This is a genomic window from Paenibacillus sp. sgz302148 (assembly GCF_056120465.1).
On sequence record NZ_JBVYOJ010000012.1, the window covers coordinates 1 to 25,260 of the forward strand.

Consider the following 25,260-nt stretch of genomic DNA (forward strand, 5'->3'; position numbering starts at 1 on the left):
AAGTTTCTCAGAAGCCGAATAGGATCGTTTTTGCATGAAAAAGCTCCCCTTACCGTAGCAGGTTTTATTATTTCACCTGTCTACCGTAAGGGGAGCATATCAGCGGCATGCTGCTCCAATCACGTTTTCTATATAATCGACCAGCCTGAATCGACCGTGAGCGAGCTCCCTGTAACGAACGAAGACTCGTCGCTGGCGAGGTATGTCGCGGCTGCGGCAATATCTTCGGGCTGCCCGTAACGCCCCGCCAACGTTTTGCTCATTCGGATCCGGTGCAGTTCATCCGTCTCGTTCGCGCGGGTCGCCGGCGTATCGATGATGCCTGGGCATATGGCGTTGCAGCGGATGCGATCGTCTGCAAAATCGACGGCGATTGATTTGCACAAATGGATAACTCCGGCTTTCGCGACTGTATAAGCGACATGATTGCGAAACGTTAAGACGCCGCCGACGGAAGCCGTGTGGATGATCGATCCGCCACCGTTTGCTCTCATAAGCGGGATCGCATATTTGCTGCATAAGAATGGAGCCGTCAGCGTAACGTCCATGCAACGGTTCCATTCGGCCAATGTTGTTTCCTCGGTGTTTTTGGCCGCGGCCCAAAATGTATTCGTCTGCAATACGTCCAGTCTGCCGTACAATCGGCCGATCTGTTCAAAACACCCGATGATTTGGCGTTCGTCGGCGACGTCAACAACGAACGATTCGGCATGTCCGCCGGCGGAGCGAATTTCATCGGCCACCCGCGCAGCGCCTTCAGCATCGATGTCGGCGATCATAACGGTCGCCCCCTCTTGAGCGAATCGCTTTGCCACTCCTGCGCCGATGCCGGAAGCGCCTCCGGTAATCAGGCATATTTTTCCTTGCAATCGGGCCATTCCGGTCTCCCCTTCCTTACTTTTCTTTACGGCGTCTCGCTACGCCGGAAACGATCGCCGCTTCCATAACCGCTTCTTTGACACGATCGGCGACTTGCGGATTGAACACGCTTGGGATGATGAAGTATTCGTTCAGTTCTTCTTCCGATACGACACCGGCGATAGCCCGAGCGGCGGCAAGCTTCATCTCCTCGGTAACGCGCAAAGCTCTGCAATCCAACAAGCCGCGGAAAAAACCCGGAAAGCACAACACGTTGTTGATCTGGTTCGGGTAATCGGATCGGCCGGTAGCCATAACGCGTACGTAAGGCGACGCTTCCTCGGGATTGATTTCCGGCGAAGGGTTGGCCATTGCAAAAACGATCGCATCGTCGGCCATCGCTTGGACATCGCTCACCTTCAATATCCCCGGACCGGACACGCCGATAAATACATCCGCCCCTCGGATTGCATCGGACAGCTGCCCCGATACCCGGTAAGGATTGGTGTGGTTGGCATACCAATTCCATGTTTCCAATTCGTAATGGTTGTCCCGTACCAAAACCCCACACCGATCGACGCCGATTATATTCGTGGCGCCTGCGGTCAGCAGCAGTTTTGTACAGGCGATGCCTGCGGCGCCAACCCCGCACAATACGATTTTGCATTTCTCCAGCCTCTTGCCCACCAGCTTCAGCGCATTCAACAATCCGGCCAAAATGACGACGGCGGTGCCATGCTGATCGTCATGAAAGACGGGAATATCCAGCTCCTCAACCAGTCGTTGTTCAATCTCGAAACACCGCGGAGATGAAATATCTTCGAGGTTAATCCCGCCAAAGGTGGGGGACATCGCTTTAACCGCTCGAACGATCTCATCGGGATCTTGCGTATCCAGGCAAATCGGAACCGCATCGACGCCGGCAAACTGCTTGAACAACATCGCCTTCCCTTCCATGACGGGCATGGCCGCCAAAGGACCGATATTTCCGAGCCCCAGCACGGCCGACCCGTCGGAAACGACCGCGATCATGTTGCGTTTGACCGTCAATGTATGGGCGCGTGCCGGGTCTTCATGGATGGCCATACAAATCCGTGCAACTCCGGGTGTATAGACATGAGACAAGTCGTTACGATTTTTGATGGAAACTTTGGAGGACATTTCTATTTTTCCGCCGAGATGAAGAAGAAAGGTCTGATCCGAAACATTGATGACCCGGACGCCCGGAACACTTCCTATCGCTTGAACGATTTTCTCTGAAAGCGACGGATCGACGATTTGAATCGTAATATCGCGGGTCGTCATCGGATTATGGGACCGTGTCACGTCAATTGCGACGATGTCACCCCCCGCATCGCCGATCGCTGTGGCGATCTGGCCGAAGGAAGCCGTTTCGATATTCATTTCCAAGCGTACGATAATGCTTGTATTTGCTGCGATCGAACGTATCACGAAGTTTCTCCCTTCATGGTGCATGGAATAGCTCAAAGGCTACCCTTTGACAAAGACGGTTTTGATTGAAGTAAAAAATTCGATGGCTGCCTGCCCCTGCTCTCTGGAATGAGAACTTGATTGTTTCATGCCGCCGAACGGAGCTTGCAATTCGACTCCCGCGGTTTCCGCATTGATCCGCACCAACCCTGCGTCCATGTCCGCGATAAAAGCCATCATGTTCCCGATATCTTTCGTAAAAATGGAGGCGCTTAAGCCGAATTCGGTATCATTGGCCAATTCAATCGCTTCTTCCACCGTATTTACGCTCATTAACGCAAGCACGGGACCAAACACCTCTTCCTTCGCGATCGTCATGTCCTTCGTAACTCGGTCGAAGATGGTCGGTTCAATATAAAACCCATGGCCATATTCGGGACCTTCCGGGGACTTGCCGCCCCATACTAATTCGGCGCCTTCATCCAAAGCGGTCTGAACATAACGTTTCACATGCCGAAGCTGATTTTCGCTTGCGCAAGGCCCCATCCATGTCTTCTGCTCCAAGCCGTTCCCGATCGTTAATGTTTTTGTTCGTTCCAGCAATTTCGCTTTGAAACGTTCATAGACGCCTTTCATGACGATCACTCTGCTCGTAGCCGTGCATTTCTGGCCCGTCGAACGAAAGCCGCCGGAAATGGTCGCTTCTACGGCTAGGTCCAGGTCTGCATCCTCGGCAATAATGATCGGGTTCTTGCCGCCCATTTCCAGCTGGTATTTCACGCCTCTTGCCAAAGCCGATTGCCCGATTTGCTTCCCAACCTCATTGGAACCGGTAAACGTGATCCCGTTCAGGTCCGGATGCTCGATCAACGCCTGACCGACAACCGACCCCTTTCCGGCCACCATGTTGACTACGCCGCCGGGAAACCCTGCCTCCGCCATGCATTCGACGATCAACGCCGCGGTTACGGCCGTTTCCTGCGCCGGTTTGAACACGACCGTATTGCCGTAAACTAGCGCGGGCGCCATTTTCCAGATCGGAATGGCGACGGGGAAGTTCCACGGCGAGATCACCCCAACGACGCCTAGCGGTACGCGTGTCGTGAACATGAGGCTGCCCGCTTCGGAAGCGGGAATGACATCGCCGATTTTGCGCATGCCTTCGCCCGCGTAATAACGCAGGATGGCGATGCCCCGCATCGTTTCGCCCGTTGCCTCCGCGAGCGTCTTGCCCATTTCGCGCGTCATCGTCTCGGCGATTTCCGCGCATCTTCGCTCCATAATGTCGGCGGTCTTATACAAGTATCGTCCCCGGTCGGGACCTGAGCTTTTCCTCCATGCATCTTTCGCCGCTTTGGCCGATGCCATCGCCAAATGGACGTCCGTGGCATCGGAATCCTGAATAAATCCTACGATTTCCGCGGGGTCGGCGGGGTTGATGCTTTTGCTTTGTTTGCCGCAGGCGGCTTCCTTCCAGCTTCCGTTGATATAATTAAGATACGTTTTGATTGGCTTATCCGCGGTCATGCTCGTACATCCCCCTTCAGAACCGGAATGCCCAGATCGGGCGCAATCCCGACCGTTTGGGTCACCGTATTGTCATATCGCTTCAATAATTCCAATCCGATATACGCCCGGCGCACCTTCTCCCTGCATTGGGCTACGGAGGCATTTTCAAGATGCATTCCCGAAGGATAAACGCTCGCGGCGTTGCGCAGCCCGAATTTCAAATAAACCGGAGCGGCGATTTTTACGATATCCGGGATTTCGTAATGACGAACGGAACCCCCCATATCATCCGAAGACTCGATATACATGTCCAGCGGGCAGGCGACCGTCTGGCGAATCGAAGCGATACGGGGCAAAGTCAGATCGCCGGGGATGTTCACGGTAGTGCCACCCATATCGTTATACACTTTCACGCTGACCGGGTTCGCCGGACTGATCGAAGCCGATACTTTCAAGACCAGGTTCGAAGGCAGCTCGCCTTTTTTCTTGGCCTGGTCGATCAACCACAGCAACCCCTCATCCGCGATCAGCAAGCTCCGAATGCCCAAGTGAACGGCACGGTAGACGTCCTCCATCGCATACAGAACCTGGTCCATCCCCCCGTGCCTCCACCCCAATGTTTTGCCGCCGCTCGTTTGGGCGAGCGCGCCGGTATCGAAGCTCATTCGCGGACCGATAAACAAGCAAACCTCGATATGATTCGCTTCCCCCATCGCTGCCATGCTGCGTATTTCATCGTCGGTTTGCAGCATAATCCCGCTGCCTTGAGATACCCGGTTGATCGTGACGCCATATCGATTCGCTTCACGGATTACGGCTTCCATGACGGCCGGCCCCTCCACCGAAGGAATTTCGATGCGGTATTGGGCGCCATCCGCAAATGTTTTGTTCGAGGGCAGCAATTCATAACCGTCTCGAACAGGCAAACCTAAGCTTTCAATAAACGAAGATGATTTCATCATCAGGCTTCACTCCTCATGCAATTTGGTCAACCTTTGAAAGGAAACGATGGCATGCCTTGAACCGAACTATGATAACGGAAAAGCGCGCCCGCCAGCGGATTGTTGTCATCCTGATCTTCGGCTGTCGTGATATAAAGCACATCCAAGTCTTCACCGCCGAATATGCAAGAAGTAACATGCTTCACCGGGATCCGTATTGCTTCCAGCAACTGGCCTGTCCTGGGATTCCAACGGGAAACCTGCCCGCCTCCCCACTGGGCGATCCATAACATTCCTTCGCGGTCGGAAGTCATGCCATCCGGCAATCCTAGATTTTCCGGCACCCGAATAACATCGGTCGGATGGGAAAGATGGCCTGTTCCGAGATCGTATTCGTACGCAACCACCTTGTACGTTGTCGAATCGATGTAGTACATCGTCCGGTAGTCCGGGCTCCACGTTATTCCGTTGGAGCAAGTAATATGGTCCAGCACGGCGTGCAGCTTCAAATCGGTGTCCAGACAATAAAGCGTACCTGCCCCGTACCGGGCGTGGACGTCCATCGTGCCGGCCCAAAATCTGCCCGCAGGGTCGCATTTGCCGTCATTGAATCGTAGGAGCGGGTCCCGATGATCGAGCAGACAAAGCGGCTCCCACTGCCCCGCGCTTACGTCGACGGCATAAAATCCATGCTGCAGCAACACGGCTGCGCCTCCGGATTGTCGCGGAGCGGCCGCGCTAATCAGCTGTCCGGCATCCAGCGTATGCGTTCTGGATGTGCTAGGGTCCCATACATGCAGACGGTGTCCGGTAATATCGACCCAATACAGCCGGTTCGAGCGGCTGTCCCAACTCGGGCTTTCGCCCAGCTTCGCTCTAACCTCCGTCACGACGACAAGGTTTGCGGACACGGCTGAACCCTCCATTAGAAATCGATGCTCAATCGGACCATGTCCACGCATTGGATGCCGTTTTCCACAATTTCTTCGTCGTAATGCCGAATAAAAAAGTCTCTATCGATGCCGGTTAGACGAAACCCGCATTTTTGATATAATCCGAGCTGAGGAAGGCTGGAATTGCCGGTTCCGATCTCAAGCGTCTTCGCCTTCATCGCTTTTGCCGTTTCGATGGCATGAAGCACTAACCGTTTGCCGATGCCTTTCCCATGAAAGCTTTCGTCAACGGCAATGTTCACAAGCTCCATTGTTTCGGGCCGGGTATCGATGAGCACATAAACGCCAACCGTCCGGCTTTCGATTTCCGCGATATACGTGATGCCCCTCCCGATATATTGATTCACCAGATCGATATTCGGATCGGCCAATACTAACAAATCATAAGGAATCGGGTCATTTCCTCCGATCTTGCGAATGACGATGTTTTCATGAATTGGATTCATCTTTATACTCTCCCTTTCTATTTTTCCATTATGGTTTTAATGAAACGACCATTTCGACTTCAACGGAACCGCCGAGCGGCAGTGTATGGATGCCAAGAGCCGCCCTGGCATGCTTGCCGGCTTCGCCGAACACGTCCAGCAACACTTCGCTCCCTGCGTTCAAAATAAGCGGATGTTCTCCGACTCCCTCCGAGCAAGCCAAATAGCCGGTAAGTTTCACGACCGATTCGACCTTCTCCAAGCCGATGCTCGTATCGATCAAGTCCAAGCAATTGATGACCGATAAGGCCGCCGATTTTTTGGCATCCTCGATCGATATGGTTTTGCCGATGACTCCTTTGTAGAGCAGCTCGCCGGCCGAAAATGCCAAACTGCCGGAAACAAACGCAAGATTGCCAATGACGCGAATGCCTAAGTACGGCCGGGTCGAAAAATCGACCTCCGTCGTTTTCCACCCGAGCTGCTGCTGGATCGCCACATATTTTTCCCGATTCATAGTTCCCTCCGAAAAAGTTATTTTTATTTGTTTTTACCGCGTGCCAAAACGGAAATGGTCTCGATAAATTTTCCTCCGCGAAAGCAGATCAGTTCATCCGCCAAGTTAATGACGGGGCAAATATGGTTCGGAATCAATTCGATGACGCTGCCCACCTGCAAATCCGTCTCTCCATTCGCCTCGAGAATGCCGTGTTCTTCGGACAAAGCCTTCACCGTTACCTGCGGATAACCTTTGACATGGCCATGGCCCCCGAGCCTGCACATGTCCTGCGAAAGGGTTTTGCTGCCTGCGTCCATGATGAACCTGTTGTTGTCGGGCCGCGCCACAATCGTCGCTACGACGGTTGCCGCACAGTCCGCTTCGGTCGCACCGCCTGCCGCCATGACATTCCGGTCGTTAAAAATGTACATGCCCGGTCTCATTTCCGTCACATAGGGCGTCTCCGTAATAAACCGCGCCGTGGCCGTAGCCCCTACGCTGATTTCGGGAATATCGATTCCCCGTTTCGCAAGGTTTATTTTCGTCTCGTACATGAGCTCGGCATCGGTGACAGCCACTTGTCTTCGCTCTTCCTCGGTGGCCTTCATATAGGCAAGCCCCGCATGGCTCATCAGGCCTCTTACTTCAATAAAAGGCAGCTTGCTCATTTCTTCGATGTAGCTTACGCTTTCCAGCGGCCCCCTTCCCATCCGATGAAGACCGGTATCGATATCGACGTACACCGGAATCTTCCGCTTCAGATCGCTCCCTACATCGGATATTCCTTTGGCGACGGCCATATCGTCCAATCCGACCGTCAGCTCCGCTTGCTTCAGAAGCGCGTGGAATCGCTCCAGCTTCTTTCTCCCGACAATCGGATACGCAATCAGAATATCGCGGATGCCATGTTCGACCATGACTTCGGCTTCGCCGAGTTTGGCCGTCGTTATCCCCTGTGCCCCGTATTGCAGCTGAAGCTTTGCCAGATCGGGACTTTTGTGGGTTTTGGCGTGAGGCCTTAGCTTCACGTTGGCTTTCTCGGCAAGCTTCGCCATATCGCTGATATTCCGCTCCATGATGTCCAAATCAATGGCGATATAAGGCGTATCCGTCCGAAGATCGTCCTCGATGCTGTTCATGTCCTGTTCCCTCCGCTATGATTAAACTTCGCTGGCATTTGCCAGATGGCCGCCGTCCACGACGATTGTCGTTCCCGTGACGTAGGACGATTCTTCCGAAGCCAGAAACAAGAAAACATTGGCCACTTCTTCAATCGTACCCATCCGCCCCATCGGCGTTCTGGATGAAATAAAGGACGGGTCCAAGCCCTCCTTCAGCTTCAACTCGCGATCCATCGGGGTTTCGATGAAACCCGGAGCGACGGAGTTGGCCCGGATTCCGTAGGAAGCGAGCTCCACGGCGATCGACTGCGTCAATAAGACGACACCGGCTTTGGACGCATTGTAGTGGCATAATTGCGAGCTGCCCATCACGCCGTTTTTGGAGCTCATATTGACGATGCTTCCGCCGGTTCCCTGCCTGATCATCTGCCTTGAAGCGAGTTGGCTAAGATAAAACATCGATCTGACGTTGATGTCCATGACTTGATCCCAGCGATCGGGCGCAATATCGACAAACGATTCCCTGAACGCGATCCCCGCATTGTTGACCAGCACATCAATCCCGTTCCAGCGGGCCATTGCCTTGGCCATGCTTCGCTCCATCTGCCCAAGGTCGCTTACATCGCACGAATCGCCGCCCACGCGGCCCGGATACAACTCTGACAGCTCTCTGCACGTTTCGCTAAGCTCCGCTTCACTTCGATCCAATATGAATACCGATGCGCCTTCTTCCGCAAAACGCCGGGCAATTCCTTTGCCGATTCCACGGGCTCCTCCTGTAATGACCGCTCTTTTCCCCTGCAAGCGCACGATCGTTCGCCTCCTCGTTTATTTAAGCCCCAATAACTCCGGGGTGTTTCTGTGAATGATTTCTTCGATCGCTTTCTCCGGGATCCGAGGCAATCGGGTGCCTTCAACGATATCGTTTACCTTCCGGAGCGAATCGATCGTTTGCTGTACCGTGAATAGCGGAAAATCGGTTCCGAACAATATTTTATGGAGAACGCCGTATTCCATCGCCGTCGCCATCGCATTGTAAAACTGCCACGGCCTTGCCATCAATGTCGATAAATCCATGTACATATTTTTATTTTTCCGTACGATCGCGACGCATTCTCCGATCCAAGGGTGGCCCATATGGGCGATAATCATCTTCAAATCCGGAAAAGCTCTGGCAATCGGGTCCAAATCAACCGGACGCGAAGCATCCAAATATCCTTCCGGGACGTAGGACGTTCCCTGGTGCCACAAGATCGGGATGTTCAGCTCGTTTGCCTTGGCATAAAATGGGAAATGCTCCTTGTCACCGGGATAAAAATTTTGATAAATCGGCCCAAGCTTTAATCCCGATAAGGAATAACCTTCGATCGCCTCTTCCAACAAACGATCGCTGTTCTCCTTATTCGGGTCCACGCTGGCAAAACCGAACAACTTGCCCGGGTGCTTGGCAACATATTCGGCTACATACTCGTTCGGCACGACAATGCCGGTGGCCGGCGCATCTACCGCAAGCACGATGGCTCCGTCGTATCGCTTAGCCTCATGCCAGTGATCTTCGGGTGTCGCGATTAATTCCTTGCCGTTGCCCCAAATCCGGTTTAGTGCTTCGAACGTGGGTCCCCCGACATGACCGGGGCCGAATAAATGCGTATGGCAATCAAATACCATCGATATTCCCTCCATTTCTACGTATCATCCTTTGATCGCACCGGCAACCAATCCTTTGACGAAAAAGCGCTGGAAGCTGACGAACAGGATCAGGGTCGGCAGCAGCGTCAAGGTGATGCCGCCGAATAATAAGCTGAGATCCGCGAGTCCTCTGGAGCCGAAAAATTTATACAGGTTGATGCTGACCGTCGGATTATCCGCGCTGTTCAGCAGCACCAGGGGCAATAACAAATCGTTCCACATTCCGATGAACAGCATGATCGTCAACGTTGCGGTTACCGGCTTGAGCAGCGGGAAAATAATCTGAAAGAACGTATTCGTCGGACCGCTTCCGTCCATGTAAGCCGATTCTTCCAGATCAAACGGAAGTCCTCGCACAAAACCGGAATACAGAAAAACCGAAAATGGCGTAAAGATGCCAATATAGATGAGCGACAGTCCGATCATCGTATTTTGCAGGTGCAAATCTTTTAAAATAAATACGACGGGAACAAGCGCGGACTCGATGGGCAACAGGATCGCCGATACGAAAAACCAGTACATCCACTTCATGAATTTATGCTGAATGCGCGAAACCGAATACGCAGCCAATGAAGATACGAGCACGACGGTAAGCAGTGTCATTGCGGCAACGGTCAAGTTCACGCCGTAGGAGCGGATAATGTCCATTCGCTCGAACGCATTGGCGATATTGGCAAACCCTACTGAGAAATCAGGCAGCGCAAGCGGCCTAGTCACGATGTCCTGATGGCTCTTGAACGTGTTGATCGCAATCAGGTATAACGGAATGGAGACGATGAGCGCGAGTACGATGGCAACCGTTTCGTACAGAACCATGCCCGTTTTTTTGTTCGTCATCATCTGGCGCCCCTTTCATACTTGCTGCTGAATCCGACGAAAAACAGGGTAATGACAAGAATGACCAAGGTTAGCGTAAAGGATGCCGCCATCCCGTATGAAATTTGCCCCGAATTAAACGCATAACGGTATATTTTGATCGATAACGTTTCGCTGGAGTTGGCTGGTCCTCCTCCGGTCAATGCATAAGGAAGATCGAACAATTTCAAACCGTTCGCGAGTCCGAGCAACAAGTTAACGGTGATCCCGGGCGCAATCATCGGCAGCGTTATATGAAAGAAGTTCTGTACCCGCTTTGCACCGTCGATCTTAGCCGCTTCGATCAAATCGTGGGGAACGCCCTGCAAAGCCGCCAAGTAAACGATAATAATCGGCCCCATCATCTGCCAGACGGTGATCATGATGATGGCAAATACGACATAATCCGGCGAATCGATCCAAGGCAACTTCACCTGCGCACCGGACAGCTCGGACAAAAACTTGTTCAATAGTCCGGTATTCGCATCCAGGATATACCGCCAAACAAACGCAGCCACAACAATCGGGATTACATTCGGAATATAAAACAGCGCTCTGAGCCATTTTTGCGTTTTCAATTTCTGATCCAGCATGATCGCGAAGCCGAGCCCGATCACGTTGCTCAGAAGCGCTGCCGAAATTCCGATGCCAAGCGTTCTTTTCAACGATTCGGTAAACAGCTTGTCGCCGAGAATGTCAGCATAATTTTGCAGCCCGATAAACCGGTATTCGCCAATTCCCCTCCAGTCGGTCAAGCTATAATAAAACGACTGCAGGATCGGCACGATCAAAAAAATAAGAACAAAGGCGGTAGCGGGAAGCAAAAATACGATGCCTGTCACAAGTAAACGTTTTTGCAATTTGCATCCTCTCTTCCCTCATCGAGTTTTCGTTTTATTGTATTCGTTCACGAAAATATCCACGGACGATTTCAAATCGTGATCAAACGTATATTTTTGCGCCGCATTGCCAAGCTCGATAAACGCGGTGCTGGATACCGGGCCCGTATTGGCAAACGGTACGATGCGGTCGGTTTGCTCCAGCCACTTCGGAACGTCGGCATACGCCGGATCCAGCGTTCCTACTCCTTCTTGCCCCGACATGTTCCCGAGAATCTTATTCAGCTTCGCATAATTTTCCTTGCTATACATCCATTCCAGGAAAACCTTCGCTTCATTTACATGGTCGGATTTGGCATTGAGTGCAAGCCCGTCCTCAGGGATGACGATGAAACTGTTGTCCGGATCACCCGAACGATACGGTACGTTCATGAAACCGAGCTCGAACTTTGGATTCAACTGGCGGATGCTTACCGCATCCCAGGTTCCGCCGACAAGCATGGCGCTTTCCCCGTTGGCAAACGACTGCTGGGCGATCGCATACTCATTCGTAAAGCTGCCTTGCCGCACATATGCATTCAGCTCATCGAACTTGTTAAAGCCTTCCTCCAGCATTTTCACATATTCCGCATTGCCGAAATCGACGGTTCTGGCCAAATAAGCTTTTTTGAAATCAGCCTGTTTCAAAGCATAATCGCCGAATACCCAGTGAAACAAATACGCCGTGGCGGTTTCCCATTTGGACGAATACACAAGCAGGTCTTTGCCTTTCGCTTTTAATTGTTTGCCTGCATCGAGGAGCTCCTCCCAGGTCGCGGGAGCGCTTGCGTAACCCACTTCTTTCAGCAAATCTTTGTTGTAGAGCAACCCCAATACGGCTACCCCATTCGGGAAGCTTGCGAACCGGCCGTCCAAAGCAGACGCCGCTTTCATCGACGGGGTAAAGTTTTTGCTTGCCTGAAGCTCGTTCAGATCATAGATGTATCCGGCCTCGCTGGCCATTTTTGCACTGTCTGCGCCAACGTTTAACTGATAGAGGTCCGGTAAATCTCCTGTCGAAATTCTCGTTTGCAGCGTTCCGGGGTAACCCGCATCCGGAATCACTTCCATTTTCACTTTGATCTCGGGATGCTGCGACTCGAATTCCTTAATAAATTGCTCGTGCGCGCCACCGAATTGCGTTTGCTGGAACATCATCGAAATGGTGACAGATTTGCTTTGGCTTTCGTCTTTCGAATCGCCACGGGAGCATGCGGACAAGACGAGTACGGATGCGAGCAATAATGCGATGGCTTTGCCGACCTTCCTTCGCATGGCTGTTTTTCGCATGGATTGATTCCTCCTCGAATTTTTGATATTTTATATATTAAACGTTAGTTTTGTATTGCGAAAGAATTGTTTCATCATTTCATGGAGGTAGTTCAAATGAGCGAATCGACGAAAAAATACAATGTGCCGGCTCTCGATAAAGCGTTTGCCATTATTGAAGCTCTCGCGCAGCACGATCAGCCTCTTGGCATAACGGAGCTTTGCAAAAAACTCGATATTCCGAAAACAAGCGTTTTTTTTATTTTGAATAAGCTCGATCAAATGAGCTATATCGTTAAAAATCAAGAAGGCAAATACCAACTGGGGACGAAATTCATTTCCATCGGCATCAATATGCTCAATAAATTCGACATTCGCAACGTGGCCAGACCGTATATGCAACAGCTTCTGGAGCAATGCGGATTTACCGTTCATCTGGCGATTATCGAAAAAGGAGAAGCCGTTTATATCGATAAAATGGACAAACAAGGCTTCATTAAATTTTCGACTTATATCGGGCAGCGAAATCCGATACACGCTTCGGCGATCGGCAAAGCGATTGCTGCTTTTATGCCGGAATCCAAGCTCGATCCGATATTGGAAGAAAGCGGCTTGCCCCGTTACACCGACAATACGATCACTTCGATCGCCGAGTTCAAAGCTGCGATGGAGACGATCCGCAAAACAGGCTTCGCTATCGATGATGAAGATGCCGAATACGGAATTCGCTGCGTCGGCGCTCCGATCTTCAACCATGATCTTGAAGTCATCGCGGCCATCAGCACCACTTCAATCAAGGCCGACCTTCCGGATTCCGCCATCGGTGAATTGGGGGAGCAAGTGAAAGCGACGGCGCTGAACATATCCCGGCAGCTCGGATATACCGGTATCGGCAGAAGATCATGAAAAGAGTTATAAGATCCGTCCATATAAGCCCTGTCGAATCTCTCCTCTGCTTACGACCACACGGCCATTGACAATGACCGTTTCCATCCCGACCGGCGTTTGGCGGGGTTCGTCAAACGTAGCCGGACCGTCGACTACCGCAGGATCGAAGATTACGATATCGGCATAATGATTGCTGGCCAATACCCCCCTGTTTTTAATATGGAACGTTTGGGCAGGGAATCCGCTCATTTTGTAAATGGCTTGCTCCAGGCTGATCCACTTGGCTTCCCGTACGAATTGCCCCAACACCTTCGGATAGGTGCCGAACCCCCGCGGATGAGGTCTCCGGCCGACATAAACGCCATCTGTGCCGATCATGTGGCTCTTATGCTTGAACGTGCTTTCCAGGCACGGATAACGATCTTCCGGCCAATGGTACACCATAAGCGCTTGAAGCTTTGTTCTGAGCAGAATTTCGCAAATCGCATCCGGCAAATCCATGCCGAGTTCCCGCTGGACTTCGCCAAGCGATTTGCCCTCCCAACCCGAAGGCTCTTCCGTACCGACAGCGGCAAATCGAACCCGGTCCTGCGGAAAAGCACGGGCAAGCTGATCGGCGTATTCCCGGCGAATGCTCTTCCGGCCGATTCGTTCCATCACCTGCTCGGGAGAACCGGTCTGAAGCGCTTCCGGCAATCCCATCAGCAGATGGGTACAACCTGCCGGATAAGGATACATGTCGAAGGTGACGTCAATTCCCCGGGCATGCGCCTCTTCCAGCTGTGCGGCTGCGGCTTCATCCACGGCAAGATGGGAGATGTGCACGGGGATATCGGCTTGCTCGGCGATCGCAAACGTTTCCCGGCAGCCTAATCTCACCCGATCGGCATATCCGCGCTGGTGGGCTACGTAAATGCCGCCGTATTCCGCAGCCACTTTGGAAAGGCGTACAAGCTCGTTCAAGTTTGCCTGCCGCATCGGTTCATATTCCAATCCGGTGCAAAAGGCAAGGGCTCCGGCTTCCATCCATTCTCTGGCCTTAAGCTCCATTTGAACGAGTTCATCCTCCGTAGCCGTCCCGCCTTCCCATCCCATCACTTCGACTCGAATGGAACCGTGCGGAACCTGTAGCGCCAGGTTGGACAGCAGCTTGCCGCGAAACATGCCCAAATATCGATCGAGCGGCATGTCACCGCTTTCATCAATGAGTGCGTCGTCGTAGAATACATGAAGATAAGCCTTCTGCTCCCGCAGTCTCGCCTTGGTCATCGGAGCCCAGGAAAATCCGTCGGGACTGGCGAGTTGTGTCGTTACTCCCATCCGGAGCGGAGCATATTGATCGATTCCGCCCAGCAAAGCAAGCTCCGAATGAACGTGAACGTCGATAAATCCCGGACAAACGACCTTACCTGCAGCCTCCAAAACCGTCTTCGCTTCCGCGCCGTTGAGATCGCCTATCGCCTCGATCCGGTCCGCGACGATGCCGATATCGCCGATTTTCCCCGGGCCGCCGGTGCCGTCGATCACCAATCCGTCCTTAATTACTATATCGAACCTCATCGCGCATTTCTCCTATCCTTTCGCCTTCGTCCTGTTGTATTCTACAATGAACTTATCTATCGCTTGATCCAGATCGCCTTTGAAAGTATACTCCTGTGCCGCATTGCCTAGAGCAATCCAGGTCGAACTGGAGATCGGTCCGGTATTGGCAAATGGAACGAGCCGGTTCGTTTCGAGCCATTTCGGAACTTCCTTGTACGAATCGTCGAGTCGGCCGATACCCGGCTGTGCGGAAAACGAACCTTTCGATTCGACGATTTTGGCATACGTCTCTTTGCTGAACAGCCAGTTCAAAAAAGTTTTGGACTCCTCAATGTGTTTCCCTTTGGCATTGATCGCGATCCCGTCTTCCGGCACAAAAACATAGGCATTGCTTTCGTCCCGCTCGTAAGGCAAATTCATGAAACCGAGATCCAGCTCCGGATTCAGCTTCCGAAGCGTGCCCGCTTCCCAAGTGCCTCCCAAAGTTGCCGCGCTGTCTCCGTTTACGAACGATTGCTGGGCGATCGCATATTCATTCGTAAAGCTCCCGACGCGTACGTAGTCATTCAATTCCTTGAAACGCTGAAAACCCTCCGCCAATATTTCGCGATATTCCGGTTTGCTCCAATCTACCGAGTTGGACAAATAAGCTTGTATAAATGCTTCATCCTTGATCGCGTGCGTCCCGAATGTCCAATGAAATACGTTGCCGATCCCGGTTTCCCACTTTGAGGAGTAGACCAGCAAATCTTTGCCCTTGGCTTTCAGCTTTTTGCCTGCGTCGATAAATTCATCCCATGTTTTTGGCGGTTGCCGGTAGCCTACTTCGGCCAGCATGGCCTTATCGTAGGGCAAACCGAGGATAGCGACTCCGAGCGTGAATATCGCCTGTTTGTCATGGAACGAAGTAGCGCTGCGTATCGAGTCCGAATAATTTTTGCTCGCCTCCAGGCCGCTCAAGTCGTAAATTAAACCTTCCTCATCGGCCAAATCGGTTGTCACATGGCCGATATTCAGTTGGTACAGATCCGGAACTTCTCCGGTAGAAATTCGCGTTCGCAAAGCCTCGAATATACTGCTCGGCGGCAGCGTCTCCACCTTCAATTTAATATTCGGGTATTTGCTTTCGAATTGTTTAAATAATTCATCAGGATGATCGCCAAACAGCGACTCCGCGTACAAGAGAGACAATACGACTGTTTCGCCGCTCTTTTCCTTCTGTTCTTTCGAGCAAGCCACGGCAAGACTGGAAAACAGAATGACGATTAGGCAAACGAATATCGTTTTGTTCCATTTCATCGGCTGCATGCCTCCTGTCTCGATATCAAAAACATAGTCGTCGAACTGCGATTCCGGCGAATAGCGCCGATCCAAGAGGAAGACAATCTTCATTTAAATTAAATTTGGAGCTGTGCAGCCCATAATCTGTTCCGTCTTCGTGCTGCCATCCCGAGCCGAGCCAAAAAAAACATCCTTTGCCATGTTCCAAATATTCGGCGAAATCCTCGCCATACATTAAGGGGACCGGCGTTTCGCAACGGTCGGCTCCAATCATGCTTGCGCCGACTTCCCTAACCGTTTCCGCACAGTCGGAATGGTTGTATACTTCTTTCACCTGTTGGATATAGGTTACGGACCCCTGGCACCTGTAAGATTCGGCAATTCCGCCGATGATTCTGTTGAGCTTGCCGGGCATCGATTTCCTTACGTCGGGATCAATCGTTCTAACCGTTCCCGTAAGACAAACTTGATCGGGGATGACGTTGTTTGCCGTTCCGCCTTGCACGGTACCGATCGAAACGACTACAGCCTGAAACGGCGCCGTTTCCCGGCTGACCAGCGTTTGCAAACCCATAACGACGGCGGAAGTTGCAACAATCGGGTCGCAGCAAGTATCGGGATATCCTCCATGACCTCCTTTGCCGTCGATTTGAATCTCGATTCGATCTATGGCTGCCATCAATACGCCCGGCTTCACCGCGATTTTCCCCGCCGCGAGTGACGGGAGGTTATGCAGCCCGTATATTTCATCAACGCCATCCATGACGCCTTCAGCGATCATCGCTTTAGCGCCTGCCAATATTTCTTCCGCAGATTGAAAAATAAACCGGACGGTTCCGTGGAGCTGCTCTCGATATGGAGCCAAAATTTTCGCTGCGCCGATCAAAATCGCCGTATGCGCATCGTGCCCGCAAGCATGCATCACGTTTTCTCTTGCCGACGAATAAGGCAATCCCGTCTCCTCTTTGATTGGAAGCGCATCCATATCTGCTCGAAAAGCAATGGTTTTCCCCGGCTTAGCTCCCTTTAATTCGCCGACGACACCATATCCGCCAATCCCCGCTTGGACCTCGATTCCCAAAGCCTCCAACTCTTTCGCCACGATACCCGATGTCCTGGACTCCTGAAAGCTCAGCTCCGGAAAACGATGCAAATCTCTGCGAATTTCAATCAGCTCGTCTTTGAGTTCATCTGCTATTTGTTGTATAGAAGTATAATGGGTTGTCATGTTATCCCCTTTCCTCACGTTGTTTAATATACAAAACATATGTTTTGCATAGTTATATATTAATAAAATAATGGGTATATGTCAACATGATGGGCTTTGTTTCGTCAAACGAAGATTGAATGTTAAACATAACTTAACTAATATTAATTATGTTTAAATTTACTTAATTAATAGTCAAGCCTATAATCATAGATGTGGTTACATCAATTGCACGCATAGGAGGAATTGTCATGTCTACAACAACGAAACGCGTGGCAGTCATTACAGGTGGAGCAAGTGGAATCGGCAGAGAAACGTGTTTGCAATTTGCGAAAAAAGGGGATCGGGTCGTCGTTGCGGATTATAATGAAGCCGGCGGACGGGAAACCGTTGAAACGATAAAACAACTTGGCGGGGAAGCTATGTTCGTCCAAGTGGACGTATCCAAGCAAGAAAGCGTCGAATCGCTTGTCGAGCAAGCGGTTGCCGCTTACGGACGCATCGACGTCATGTTCAACAATGCGGGCATCGGCGGGGCCGGTCCGGTCTTGGAACAAAATATGGATTTGTACTACCGGACGATTAGCGTGAACCAGCATGGAGTAGCCTACGGCATCATGGCAGCGGGAAGAAAGATGAAGGAGCTTGGCATTAAAGGCGTCATTATCAACACGGCTTCCGTATTCGGATTCCTTGCCTCGCCCGGCACGTTTGCTTATCATGCCACCAAAGGCGCCGTCATTATGATGTCCAAATCGGCCGCGCTTGATTTGGCGCCTCACGGCATTCGCGTCGTCGCCGTCGCTCCGGGAGCGGTGGACACGCCGATCATCCAAGGCTATAAAAACGCAGGCATGCTCGACAGCATGCGAGCGAAAGTGATGGGCGGCGAATTAACGAGACCCGAAACCGTGGCCAAAACCGTATACCTCGTTTCGCTCGAAGAAGCGGAAGCGATCAACGGCAGTGTCGTCATGGCGGATCAAGGGTATGCTTCATTTAAATAAACGATAAAATAAACGATATGAAGGCCGTGAGAAGAGCAGCCAACTGCTTGCGTCATGGCCTTTTTTTGCATTTACAAGCCTCCAAACTTGTCCCGGCCGATCACAAATGATATGTTTGAATCATTTAAGAGTCGGTATGGAACGGAGAAAAATGCTATGTACCTGGAACAACTGGAGTGCGTCGTCGAAGTCGCCAAAACAGGCTCTTTGACCGGCGCAGCACAAAATTTGCACATTACGTTATCGGCGGTCAGCCAGTCCGTCTCAAGTCTCGAAGCGGAGCTTGGCATCGTCCTGTTCACCCGCTCCCGAGCGGGATCCGTGCCGACGGCGGAAGGAAAACGGATCATTAAAAAAGCGATCGACATTCTAGCCCATGTCCGGGAGTTGAAAGACGAGGCCGGTGCATATGCCGAGGTTCAGACCGGCAAGCTTGCGCTTGCCACGATACCGGGACCGCTGTCCCTCGTTATCGATGTCATTATGGATTTCAAAAAAGACTATCCCGGCATCAACCTTGAACTGCTCGAAGAGGGCACCGCCGAAATACTGGAGCATGTCCGCCACAACAAGGTCGACCTTGCATTAACGGTAGAAATTGAAGACGGCTTCAGCAGGCAATCGGGCTTGTCGTTCGGCAAGCTGAAGGAAGCGCATATGGTCGTCGCCGTCGGCCGCCGCTCTCCGCTCGCTTTAAGCTCGTCAGTCCATCCTTCGGAGTTGGGTCGCCACCCCCTCGTCCTATATAAGGATGAAACCGTCCAATCCTATATGGACGAGCTGCAATCGCAATTCGGCGCCTTTAACATCCTGTTCTCCACGAACAACACGGATGTCATCCGCAAAGTCGTCATGGAAGGCGCAGCCGCTACGGTGGGACTGGATTTTTCGTTTATCGGCCTTCCGGCACGCGAAGGCGGTGAAATCCTCACCCTTCCTCTGGAGTTTCCAGGTCAGAAGCCGATATATCTCGGATGGCTGCGTGCGGAGGAAAAACATTTTACGAACGCGTCCAGACTGTTTATCGACCGGTTGAAGCATGCGCTTGACGCGATGAATGTCCGGTAGTATGAAGGGAGGATCGTTCCGTTGAGAAGCGAGCAAGAAATGATGAATATGTTTGTAGATTTTGCCATGCATGATCATCGAATCCGATTGGTAACTTTGGAAGGTTCGCGAACAAACCGAAATATTCCCCCTGATCGATTCCAAGATTTCGATATATCTTATTTTGTGACGGATATGGATTCTTTCAAGGAAAACGATCAATGGCTCGACATTTTCGGAAAACGGATGATGATGCAAAAACCGGAAGCTATGGAGCTTTTTCCGTCAGAATTAGGGAATTGGTTTTCCTATCTCATTCTTTTTGAAGACGGCAATAAACTCGACCTGACCCTTATTCCAATTCACGAAGCAAACGATTATTTCACCAATAGCGACGGTTTGGTTCAGGTTTTGCTTGATAAGGACACGCTTATCCGCGATGAAGTGCTCGCAGACGACCGACAGTATTGGATTAAAAAGCCGACTGCAAACGAATTCGATGATTGCTGCAATGAATTCTGGATGGTCTCGACTTACGTCGTCAAAGGATTAGCGAGAAAAGAAATCCTGTTCGCGATCGACCATTTGAACGAAATTGCCCGGCCGAATTTGCTCCGAATGATGGCTTGGCAAATCGGAATGGCGCAAGGCTATACGTTTAGCGTGGGGAAAAACTATAAATTTATTAATCGTTATCTTCCCCGTGAAGATTGGGAAGATTTGCTGTCGACCTATTCCGGGAATGGCTACCCCAACATGTGGAAGTCATTATTTACTTGTTATGCGTTATTTAGAAAATATTCTAAAGCTGTGGCAGCGAGTCTCGGATACCCGTATCCGGATTATGACGAAGCAATCTCAAAGTACACCGCAAAAATTTATTATGGGCAGTAATATTGGTTACATATCGAAACGTAAAAAAGCAGGCTATCGACCCTATCGACAGCCTGCCTTAACCGCCTATGCCTTTTCCCTTCAAGCCGATCTTGGCGCCGACCGCACCGGCGTAGGAGCCTCCTCGATCACAAACCCGAAATACAGCGCAATGGCGCCAACGATCAGATGCAGCAAATTATCCTCCAGCCCGACGTGCATCAGACCGAACAAATCCGGCACGAATACGCCCAAGACGCCGATCAGCATGTACAAAATCCCAAGACCTTGAGCGAACAGCTTCGCATTGCGCAGCTCCAGCGACGATAAAATGCCAAGCACGCCTACCGCCAAATGAATAATGTTATGAGACGTGCCGAGGTGAAACAGCCCGAATAATAGCTCGGTGAAAAATCCTGAAATGCCGACGAGCAAAAATGCGACGCCGATCAAACGCGCAAACCACTTCATGCTCAATCCTCACTCCTCCTCATCGATAGAGAATCTTTCCTTCTCTACATGCATATGCATGGACGATTCAATAAAGTATCCAAGCCCCCAAAAAAAGCCCCACAAAGTGGGGCTTGGCTTCGAAGCTGATTCAGGTCCATGCCAGCAATCTGAGAATATTGCAAAACGATGTGAATATATTGCATTCTCCTTTGCGGCCGATCTCATTACAATGAAGGTACAGTTTACAACCAAAACCCATTCATGAGGTGATCCTAAAATGATCGACAGCAAATATTTATTGAATGACGAGCAGATGCAGAAATTTATCGCGGACGGCTTCGTCGTTTTGAAATCCGGGCTGCCTGAAAGCTTCCATCAAAGCATTAAAAACAAAATCAACGAAGTATTCCCGACTGAAGGCAATCCGGGGAACAACGTGCTTCCGCGCATTCCGGAAATCCAGAAGTTTTTCGACGACCCGGTTGTCCGCGGCGCGTTAACAAGCGTTCTGGGACCAAACTATAAAATGCATCCGCACCGCCATTGCCACCACAACGCGAAAAACCCGCAAAGCTGGCACAAGGACAGCTATTGGGGTTATGCCAAAATCCGCAACCATCATCCGTGGTGGGCGATGATTTTCTACTTCCCGCAAGATACGACGCTGGATATGGGACCTTCCGGCATCGTGCCGGGCTCGTCCTTTACGCACGGCTTACCGACAAATACGGAAGAACGCGGCATTATGGTCGACGGCAAAGCCGGTACGTTCGCGCTCATTCAATACGACCTATGGCATCGCGGCTCCGCCAACCTGTCCGGTCTTGACCGCGCGATGCTGAAATTTCAATTCGTGCGCATGGAAGCGCCTACCGCCCCAAGCTGGAATCACGGCGGCGGCGATTGGCCGGGTTATGAAGGCCAGAATCCGGAAGAACGCCACGACGTCATCTGGCGCCATATGTGGAATTGGCTGAAAGGCGAACAAGCCGCGCCTGTATCCGCATCGCAGGAAACGATTGATTCGCTCATCGCTAAGCTTGGCGAGCCGGAATCCGTATCGCTCAACGCGGCGTATGAACTTGCCGCGATCGGCGCGCCTGCAGCCGAAGCGCTGGCCGCCCAGCTCGCCAACGAGTCGGACGACATCGCGCGGAATGCCGCTTACGCATTAGCCGCCATCGGCGGAGCCGCAGCTCCGGCCGTCGAGAAGCAGCTGGCCGGCGACAACGCGCAGGCGCAAATGTTCGCCGCCTTCGCCCTCGGCGAAATCGGCGCCGTCGCCGACGTCCGCGACTCCGTTCAAGCTTTGCTGCCGCTGCTCAAGCATTCGTCCGGGCGCGTCCGCCATCACGCGGTTGAAGCGCTCGGCTTGATCAAACAGCCGGCCGAGCTCGTAACCGAAGCGCTTGTCAGCGCACTCGGCGACGAGAACGAGCAAGTTCGCTTCAACGTCTGCTTGTCGCTTCTTCGGATCGGCAGCGCGGCGGAGAAAGCCGTTCCGGCACTGATCGAAGCGCTGGAAGATTCCGACCGTTACGTCCGCGCATACGCCGTCGATGCCTTGCACCGAATCGGCACCAAAGAAGCGCACGACGCATTGTTCAAATATTTGCTCGTTTCCCGCTGGTGCCCGACAACGACGCCGGCAAGCACGTTCTAATCTAAGTCCTTTACGCAAAAACACCGGAATGTCCTCGATTAGAGAAAAATTCTCGCCGAGGATGTTCCGGTGTTTTATTTGCATTCGAACAATATGTTACTTTAAAGCTTTGAAGCATCAGCATAAGCCTCTGCACAAAAATTGGACATGTTCCCGGGCTTCATCGGAAATTTCCATAAACGATTTGTTCGAATGGATATAATGGGTAATAAAACCGTGTAACGAAAAGAATAGACTCAGCGGCAATTTGGCGTAGCTTGCAAAGGACGAAAGCTCATGGCTGGCGGCTTCGCTCACGACAGAGGAGAAGTGCGAGAATAATTGCGTCTGCTCCGGCCTTGAATAACGTTGAAGCTCCGGATCGCTGATTAGAAACATAATCTCGTAATGATGGCGGCTCTCGAGACCGAACCGGATAAATTCCAGCATCACTTTCTCGAGCGTAGAGAAACCTTCGGACGGCTGCTGCTTCAATATATCGCTCAGGCGCTGGTCCAATGTCGTGAAATCCTCTACGACAATCGCGTAGAAGAGCTCCGCTTTATCTTTAAAATGATAATACAACGAACCATGGCTGTAGCCGAGCTCCTGGCCGATACTCCGCATCGAAACGGCGCGGTATCCTTTCGTCGCGAACAGGTCGCGGGCCACTTCCAGTATTCGTTCTCTTGTCAATTCCTGCTCGACCGCTTTTCTAGCCATGAGTACCTCCTCTTCCCCTTATGTCGTCACGCCGGATCCCCTTCAATCTGATAGATCGCATCCCCGCGGCGAATGGCCGCTTGGCCTTGCGTCAGGTCCGTCATCCAATCGATGAAAGCATCGGCGCCCGCGTACAGAGGCATGCAATGCACAATCACCTTGTCCGTATACTGGGTTTCTCCCATGCGGACCTGCCGGTTGCGAAGCTCGTTCTCCACTTTGCCGAGCCATGTATAATCAATCTCGACGAACACTTCCTGGTGAAGCACCTTCTCGATCGGACCTGCCGCGTCGATTCCAGCGACGGCACCGTCGGTGTAGGCACGGATGAGCCCGCCCGCACCGAGCATAATGCCGCCGAAGTACCGCGTGACGACAATTGCCGTATTCTTCAATCCTTGGTTCTTGATGACCTCAAGAATCGGTTTGCCGGCCGTGCCGCTAGGCTCGCCGTCGTCGGACTGCTTCTGGATTTCGTCCCGCTCGCCGATCATATAAGCGGAGCAGTTATGGGTCGCCTGCGCATGTTGTTTTTTAATTTCTTGAATAAATTGAACCGCTTCATCTTCCGTTGCAACCGGTTTCGCAAAACCGATGAACCGCGACTTGCGAATGACGATTTCGCTGCTGCCGAATTGACGGACGGTTCGGAAACGTTCAAGCATATGGATTCGCCTCGTATATATTGCCAAGAAAGCAGCCCATCGGAATGAGCTGCTTCGTCTTATGGGACAGGCAAAAAATTAAAATTTTACAGTCTGGATTCAAGCTCCGCTTTTTCTTTTTCGTAGCCCGGCTTGCCGAGCAGGGCAAACATGTTCTTCTTGTAGGCTTCGACGCCTTCCTGGTTGAACGGGTTAACGCCAAGCAGGTAGCCGCTGATGCCGCAGGCTTTCTCGAAGAAATAAACGAGATAGCCGAACGAATACGCCGTCATGTCCGGAATCGTGATGACGAAGTTCGGTACGCCGCCGTCCGTATGCGCAAGCAGCGTGCCTTGGAACGCCTTCTTGTTCACGAAGTCCATCGTTTTGCCGGTCAGGAAGTTGAGGCCGTCCAAATTGTCTTTGTCGGACTCGATCGTAATATGTTCCGCCACGTCGGCAACCTGAATGACCGTTTCGAAAATGTTGCGCGTCCCTTCTTGGATGAATTGCCCCATGGAGTGCAGGTCCGTCGAGAAGTCGACCGCCGCAGGGTAAATGCCTTTATTGTCTTTGCCTTCGCTTTCGCCGTACAGCTGCTTCCACCATTCGGAAACGTAATGCAGCGAAGGCTCGTAGTTGACGAGAATTTCCGTCGTTTTGCCTTTGCGGTACAACGCGTTGCGCGCCGCCGCATATTGGTAGCACTCGTTCTCGTGCAGATTCGGGTTCGCGTATTCGCGGGAAGCGTCAGCCGCACCCTTCATCATCGCTTCGATATCGATGCCTGCCGCAGCGATCGGCAGCAGCCCTACCGCCGTCAACACGGAATAACGTCCGCCGACGTCGTCCGGAATGACGAACGTTTCGTAGCCTTCTTCCGTCGCCAGCTTCTTCAGCGCGCCCTTCGCTTGGTCGGTCGTCGCGTAAATGCGTTTGCGCGCGCCTTCCTTGCCGTATTTGCGCTCAAGCAGCTCGCGGAAAATCCGGAACGCAATCGCCGGTTCGGTCGTCGTGCCCGATTTGGAAATGACGTTGACGGAGAAATCTTTGCCTTCCAGGACGTCGAGCAAATGCTTCACGTACGTGGAGCTGATATTGTTGCCCGCGTAGAAAATTTGCGGCGTCTTGCGCTGCTCCTTGGAGAGCGTGTTGTAGAACGAATGCGACAGCATTTCGATCGCCGCGCGCGCGCCGAGATAAGAGCCGCCGATGCCGATGACGATCAGCACGTCGGAGTCGGATTGGATTTGCTTCGCCGCTTGCTGGATGCGGGCGAATTCTTCTTTATCGTATTCGGTCGGCAGGTCGACCCAGCCTACATAATCCGAACCCGCGCCAGTTTTGTTATGTAATTGCTCATGAGCCAGCTTTACCGGCTCCGCAAAATAATCGAGCTCATGCTGCTGCACGAACGATAACGCTTTCTTGTAATCAAAATGTACGTTTTTTGCCATGATATAACTACCTCCAGCCTTTCAGTCTAAGGATAGAATACTTGAATTTAGATGCGAAAACAAGAGTA

25 protein-coding genes are annotated in these 25,260 nt (G+C 51.8%); 5 read left to right on the forward strand and 20 right to left on the reverse strand.

Annotation, left to right across the window (positions count from 1 at the left end):
- Positions 1-128: 128 nt before the first annotated feature.
- Genes AC0LWM_RS18435 through AC0LWM_RS18495 form a run of 13 tightly spaced genes read right to left on the reverse strand, consistent with a single transcriptional unit; the run spans position 129 to position 12,449 of the window.
- On the reverse strand, positions 129-878 hold the full coding sequence (locus AC0LWM_RS18435) for an SDR family NAD(P)-dependent oxidoreductase (protein WP_474676453.1): 750 nt from the start codon (positions 876-878) through the stop codon (positions 129-131).
- 16 nt (positions 879-894) lie between these two features.
- On the reverse strand, positions 895-2,310 hold the full coding sequence (locus tag AC0LWM_RS18440) for an NAD-dependent malic enzyme (protein ID WP_474676454.1): 1,416 nt from the start codon (positions 2,308-2,310) through the stop codon (positions 895-897).
- Between the two features lie 39 nt (positions 2,311-2,349).
- The gene (gene gucD / locus AC0LWM_RS18445; protein ID WP_474676455.1) at positions 2,350-3,816 is read right to left on the reverse strand and encodes an alpha-ketoglutaric semialdehyde dehydrogenase GucD; all 1,467 of its coding nucleotides are present in this window, start codon (positions 3,814-3,816) and stop codon (positions 2,350-2,352) included.
- Positions 3,813-4,760, reverse strand: coding sequence for a hypothetical protein (locus AC0LWM_RS18450; RefSeq protein ID WP_474676456.1), 948 nt, complete (start codon positions 4,758-4,760; stop codon positions 3,813-3,815). Before AC0LWM_RS18450 ends, gucD begins: the two co-directional genes overlap by 4 nt.
- 26 nt (positions 4,761-4,786) lie before the next feature.
- Entirely contained in the window at positions 4,787-5,650 is an 864-nt protein-coding gene (locus AC0LWM_RS18455; RefSeq protein ID WP_474676457.1) for an SMP-30/gluconolactonase/LRE family protein, read from the reverse strand.
- A gap of 14 nt (positions 5,651-5,664) precedes the next feature.
- Positions 5,665-6,138 carry a GNAT family N-acetyltransferase gene (locus tag AC0LWM_RS18460; RefSeq protein WP_474676458.1) on the reverse strand — a complete coding sequence of 158 codons (474 nt, stop codon included), beginning with the start codon at positions 6,136-6,138 and terminating at the stop codon, positions 5,665-5,667.
- A 28-nt stretch (positions 6,139-6,166) separates the two neighbouring features.
- On the reverse strand, positions 6,167-6,634 hold the full coding sequence (locus AC0LWM_RS18465; protein ID WP_474676459.1) for a RidA family protein: 468 nt from the start codon (positions 6,632-6,634) through the stop codon (positions 6,167-6,169).
- A gap of 23 nt (positions 6,635-6,657) precedes the next feature.
- Positions 6,658-7,755 (reverse strand): alanine racemase, encoded by a 1,098-nt coding sequence (locus tag AC0LWM_RS18470; RefSeq protein ID WP_474676460.1) that lies wholly within the window; start codon positions 7,753-7,755, stop codon positions 6,658-6,660.
- 21 nt (positions 7,756-7,776) lie between these two features.
- Positions 7,777-8,547 carry an SDR family NAD(P)-dependent oxidoreductase gene (locus AC0LWM_RS18475; RefSeq protein WP_474676461.1) on the reverse strand — a complete coding sequence of 257 codons (771 nt, stop codon included), beginning with the start codon at positions 8,545-8,547 and terminating at the stop codon, positions 7,777-7,779.
- 18 nt (positions 8,548-8,565) lie between these two features.
- Positions 8,566-9,405 (reverse strand): amidohydrolase family protein, encoded by an 840-nt coding sequence (locus tag AC0LWM_RS18480; RefSeq protein WP_474676462.1) that lies wholly within the window; start codon positions 9,403-9,405, stop codon positions 8,566-8,568.
- 24 nt (positions 9,406-9,429) lie between these two features.
- Positions 9,430-10,263 carry a carbohydrate ABC transporter permease gene (locus AC0LWM_RS18485; RefSeq protein ID WP_474676463.1) on the reverse strand — a complete coding sequence of 278 codons (834 nt, stop codon included), beginning with the start codon at positions 10,261-10,263 and terminating at the stop codon, positions 9,430-9,432.
- Entirely contained in the window at positions 10,263-11,141 is an 879-nt protein-coding gene (locus AC0LWM_RS18490; protein WP_474676464.1) for a carbohydrate ABC transporter permease, read from the reverse strand. The genes AC0LWM_RS18485 and AC0LWM_RS18490 overlap by 1 nt, the downstream gene beginning before the upstream one ends.
- Positions 11,142-11,159: 18 nt before the next feature.
- Positions 11,160-12,449 carry an ABC transporter substrate-binding protein gene (locus tag AC0LWM_RS18495; protein ID WP_474676465.1) on the reverse strand — a complete coding sequence of 430 codons (1,290 nt, stop codon included), beginning with the start codon at positions 12,447-12,449 and terminating at the stop codon, positions 11,160-11,162.
- Positions 12,450-12,545: 96 nt separating this feature from the next.
- On the opposite strand from AC0LWM_RS18495, the gene AC0LWM_RS18500 reads away from it, so the two are divergent.
- Positions 12,546-13,334, forward strand: coding sequence for an IclR family transcriptional regulator (locus AC0LWM_RS18500; RefSeq protein ID WP_474676466.1), 789 nt, complete (start codon positions 12,546-12,548; stop codon positions 13,332-13,334).
- Between the two features lie 6 nt (positions 13,335-13,340).
- Here the strand turns inward: AC0LWM_RS18500 and AC0LWM_RS18505 are convergent, their stop codons facing one another.
- From AC0LWM_RS18505 to AC0LWM_RS18515, 3 genes are read right to left on the reverse strand one after another with little or no spacing between them, the layout of a single operon-like run.
- Positions 13,341-14,876: an N-acyl-D-amino-acid deacylase family protein gene (locus AC0LWM_RS18505; protein ID WP_474676467.1), complete on the reverse strand. Its 1,536-nt coding sequence runs from the start codon at positions 14,874-14,876 to the stop codon at positions 13,341-13,343.
- A gap of 12 nt (positions 14,877-14,888) precedes the next feature.
- The gene (locus AC0LWM_RS18510) at positions 14,889-16,157 is read right to left on the reverse strand and encodes an ABC transporter substrate-binding protein (protein ID WP_474676468.1); all 1,269 of its coding nucleotides are present in this window, start codon (positions 16,155-16,157) and stop codon (positions 14,889-14,891) included.
- A 25-nt stretch (positions 16,158-16,182) separates the two neighbouring features.
- Entirely contained in the window at positions 16,183-17,367 is a 1,185-nt protein-coding gene (locus tag AC0LWM_RS18515) for a M20 metallopeptidase family protein (RefSeq protein ID WP_474676469.1), read from the reverse strand.
- Between the two features lie 230 nt (positions 17,368-17,597).
- Here AC0LWM_RS18515 and AC0LWM_RS18520 point away from each other — a divergent pair, with 230 nt between their 5' ends.
- The 3 genes from AC0LWM_RS18520 to ant(6) all read left to right on the forward strand — a co-directional run bounded on the left by AC0LWM_RS18520 (position 17,598) and on the right by ant(6) (position 20,294).
- Complete coding sequence (locus tag AC0LWM_RS18520) at positions 17,598-18,353, forward strand: SDR family NAD(P)-dependent oxidoreductase (RefSeq protein ID WP_474676470.1); 756 nt, start codon at positions 17,598-17,600, stop codon at positions 18,351-18,353.
- A 156-nt stretch (positions 18,354-18,509) separates the two neighbouring features.
- Positions 18,510-19,421: a LysR family transcriptional regulator gene (locus AC0LWM_RS18525; protein ID WP_474676471.1), complete on the forward strand. Its 912-nt coding sequence runs from the start codon at positions 18,510-18,512 to the stop codon at positions 19,419-19,421.
- 21 nt (positions 19,422-19,442) lie between these two features.
- Positions 19,443-20,294: an aminoglycoside 6-adenylyltransferase gene (gene ant(6) / locus AC0LWM_RS18530; RefSeq protein ID WP_474676472.1), complete on the forward strand. Its 852-nt coding sequence runs from the start codon at positions 19,443-19,445 to the stop codon at positions 20,292-20,294.
- Positions 20,295-20,375: 81 nt separating this feature from the next.
- On the opposite strand, the gene AC0LWM_RS18535 is transcribed toward ant(6), so the two are convergent.
- Positions 20,376-20,744, reverse strand: a complete 369-nt coding sequence (locus AC0LWM_RS18535) for a DUF4383 domain-containing protein (protein ID WP_474676629.1) — start codon at positions 20,742-20,744, stop codon at positions 20,376-20,378.
- 259 nt (positions 20,745-21,003) lie between these two features.
- Between AC0LWM_RS18535 and AC0LWM_RS18540 the strand changes: the two genes are divergently transcribed.
- On the forward strand, positions 21,004-22,389 hold the full coding sequence (locus AC0LWM_RS18540; protein WP_474676473.1) for a HEAT repeat domain-containing protein: 1,386 nt from the start codon (positions 21,004-21,006) through the stop codon (positions 22,387-22,389).
- Between the two features lie 117 nt (positions 22,390-22,506).
- Here the strand turns inward: AC0LWM_RS18540 and AC0LWM_RS18545 are convergent, their stop codons facing one another.
- The 3 genes from AC0LWM_RS18545 to AC0LWM_RS18555 all read right to left on the reverse strand — a co-directional run bounded on the left by AC0LWM_RS18545 (position 22,507) and on the right by AC0LWM_RS18555 (position 25,192).
- On the reverse strand, positions 22,507-23,091 hold the full coding sequence (locus tag AC0LWM_RS18545) for a TetR/AcrR family transcriptional regulator (protein WP_474676474.1): 585 nt from the start codon (positions 23,089-23,091) through the stop codon (positions 22,507-22,509).
- Positions 23,092-23,117: 26 nt separating this feature from the next.
- Positions 23,118-23,756 (reverse strand): YigZ family protein, encoded by a 639-nt coding sequence (locus AC0LWM_RS18550; protein WP_474676475.1) that lies wholly within the window; start codon positions 23,754-23,756, stop codon positions 23,118-23,120.
- 86 nt (positions 23,757-23,842) lie between these two features.
- On the reverse strand, positions 23,843-25,192 hold the full coding sequence (locus AC0LWM_RS18555; RefSeq protein ID WP_474676476.1) for a glucose-6-phosphate isomerase: 1,350 nt from the start codon (positions 25,190-25,192) through the stop codon (positions 23,843-23,845).
- Between the last annotated feature and the right edge of the window lie 68 nt (positions 25,193-25,260).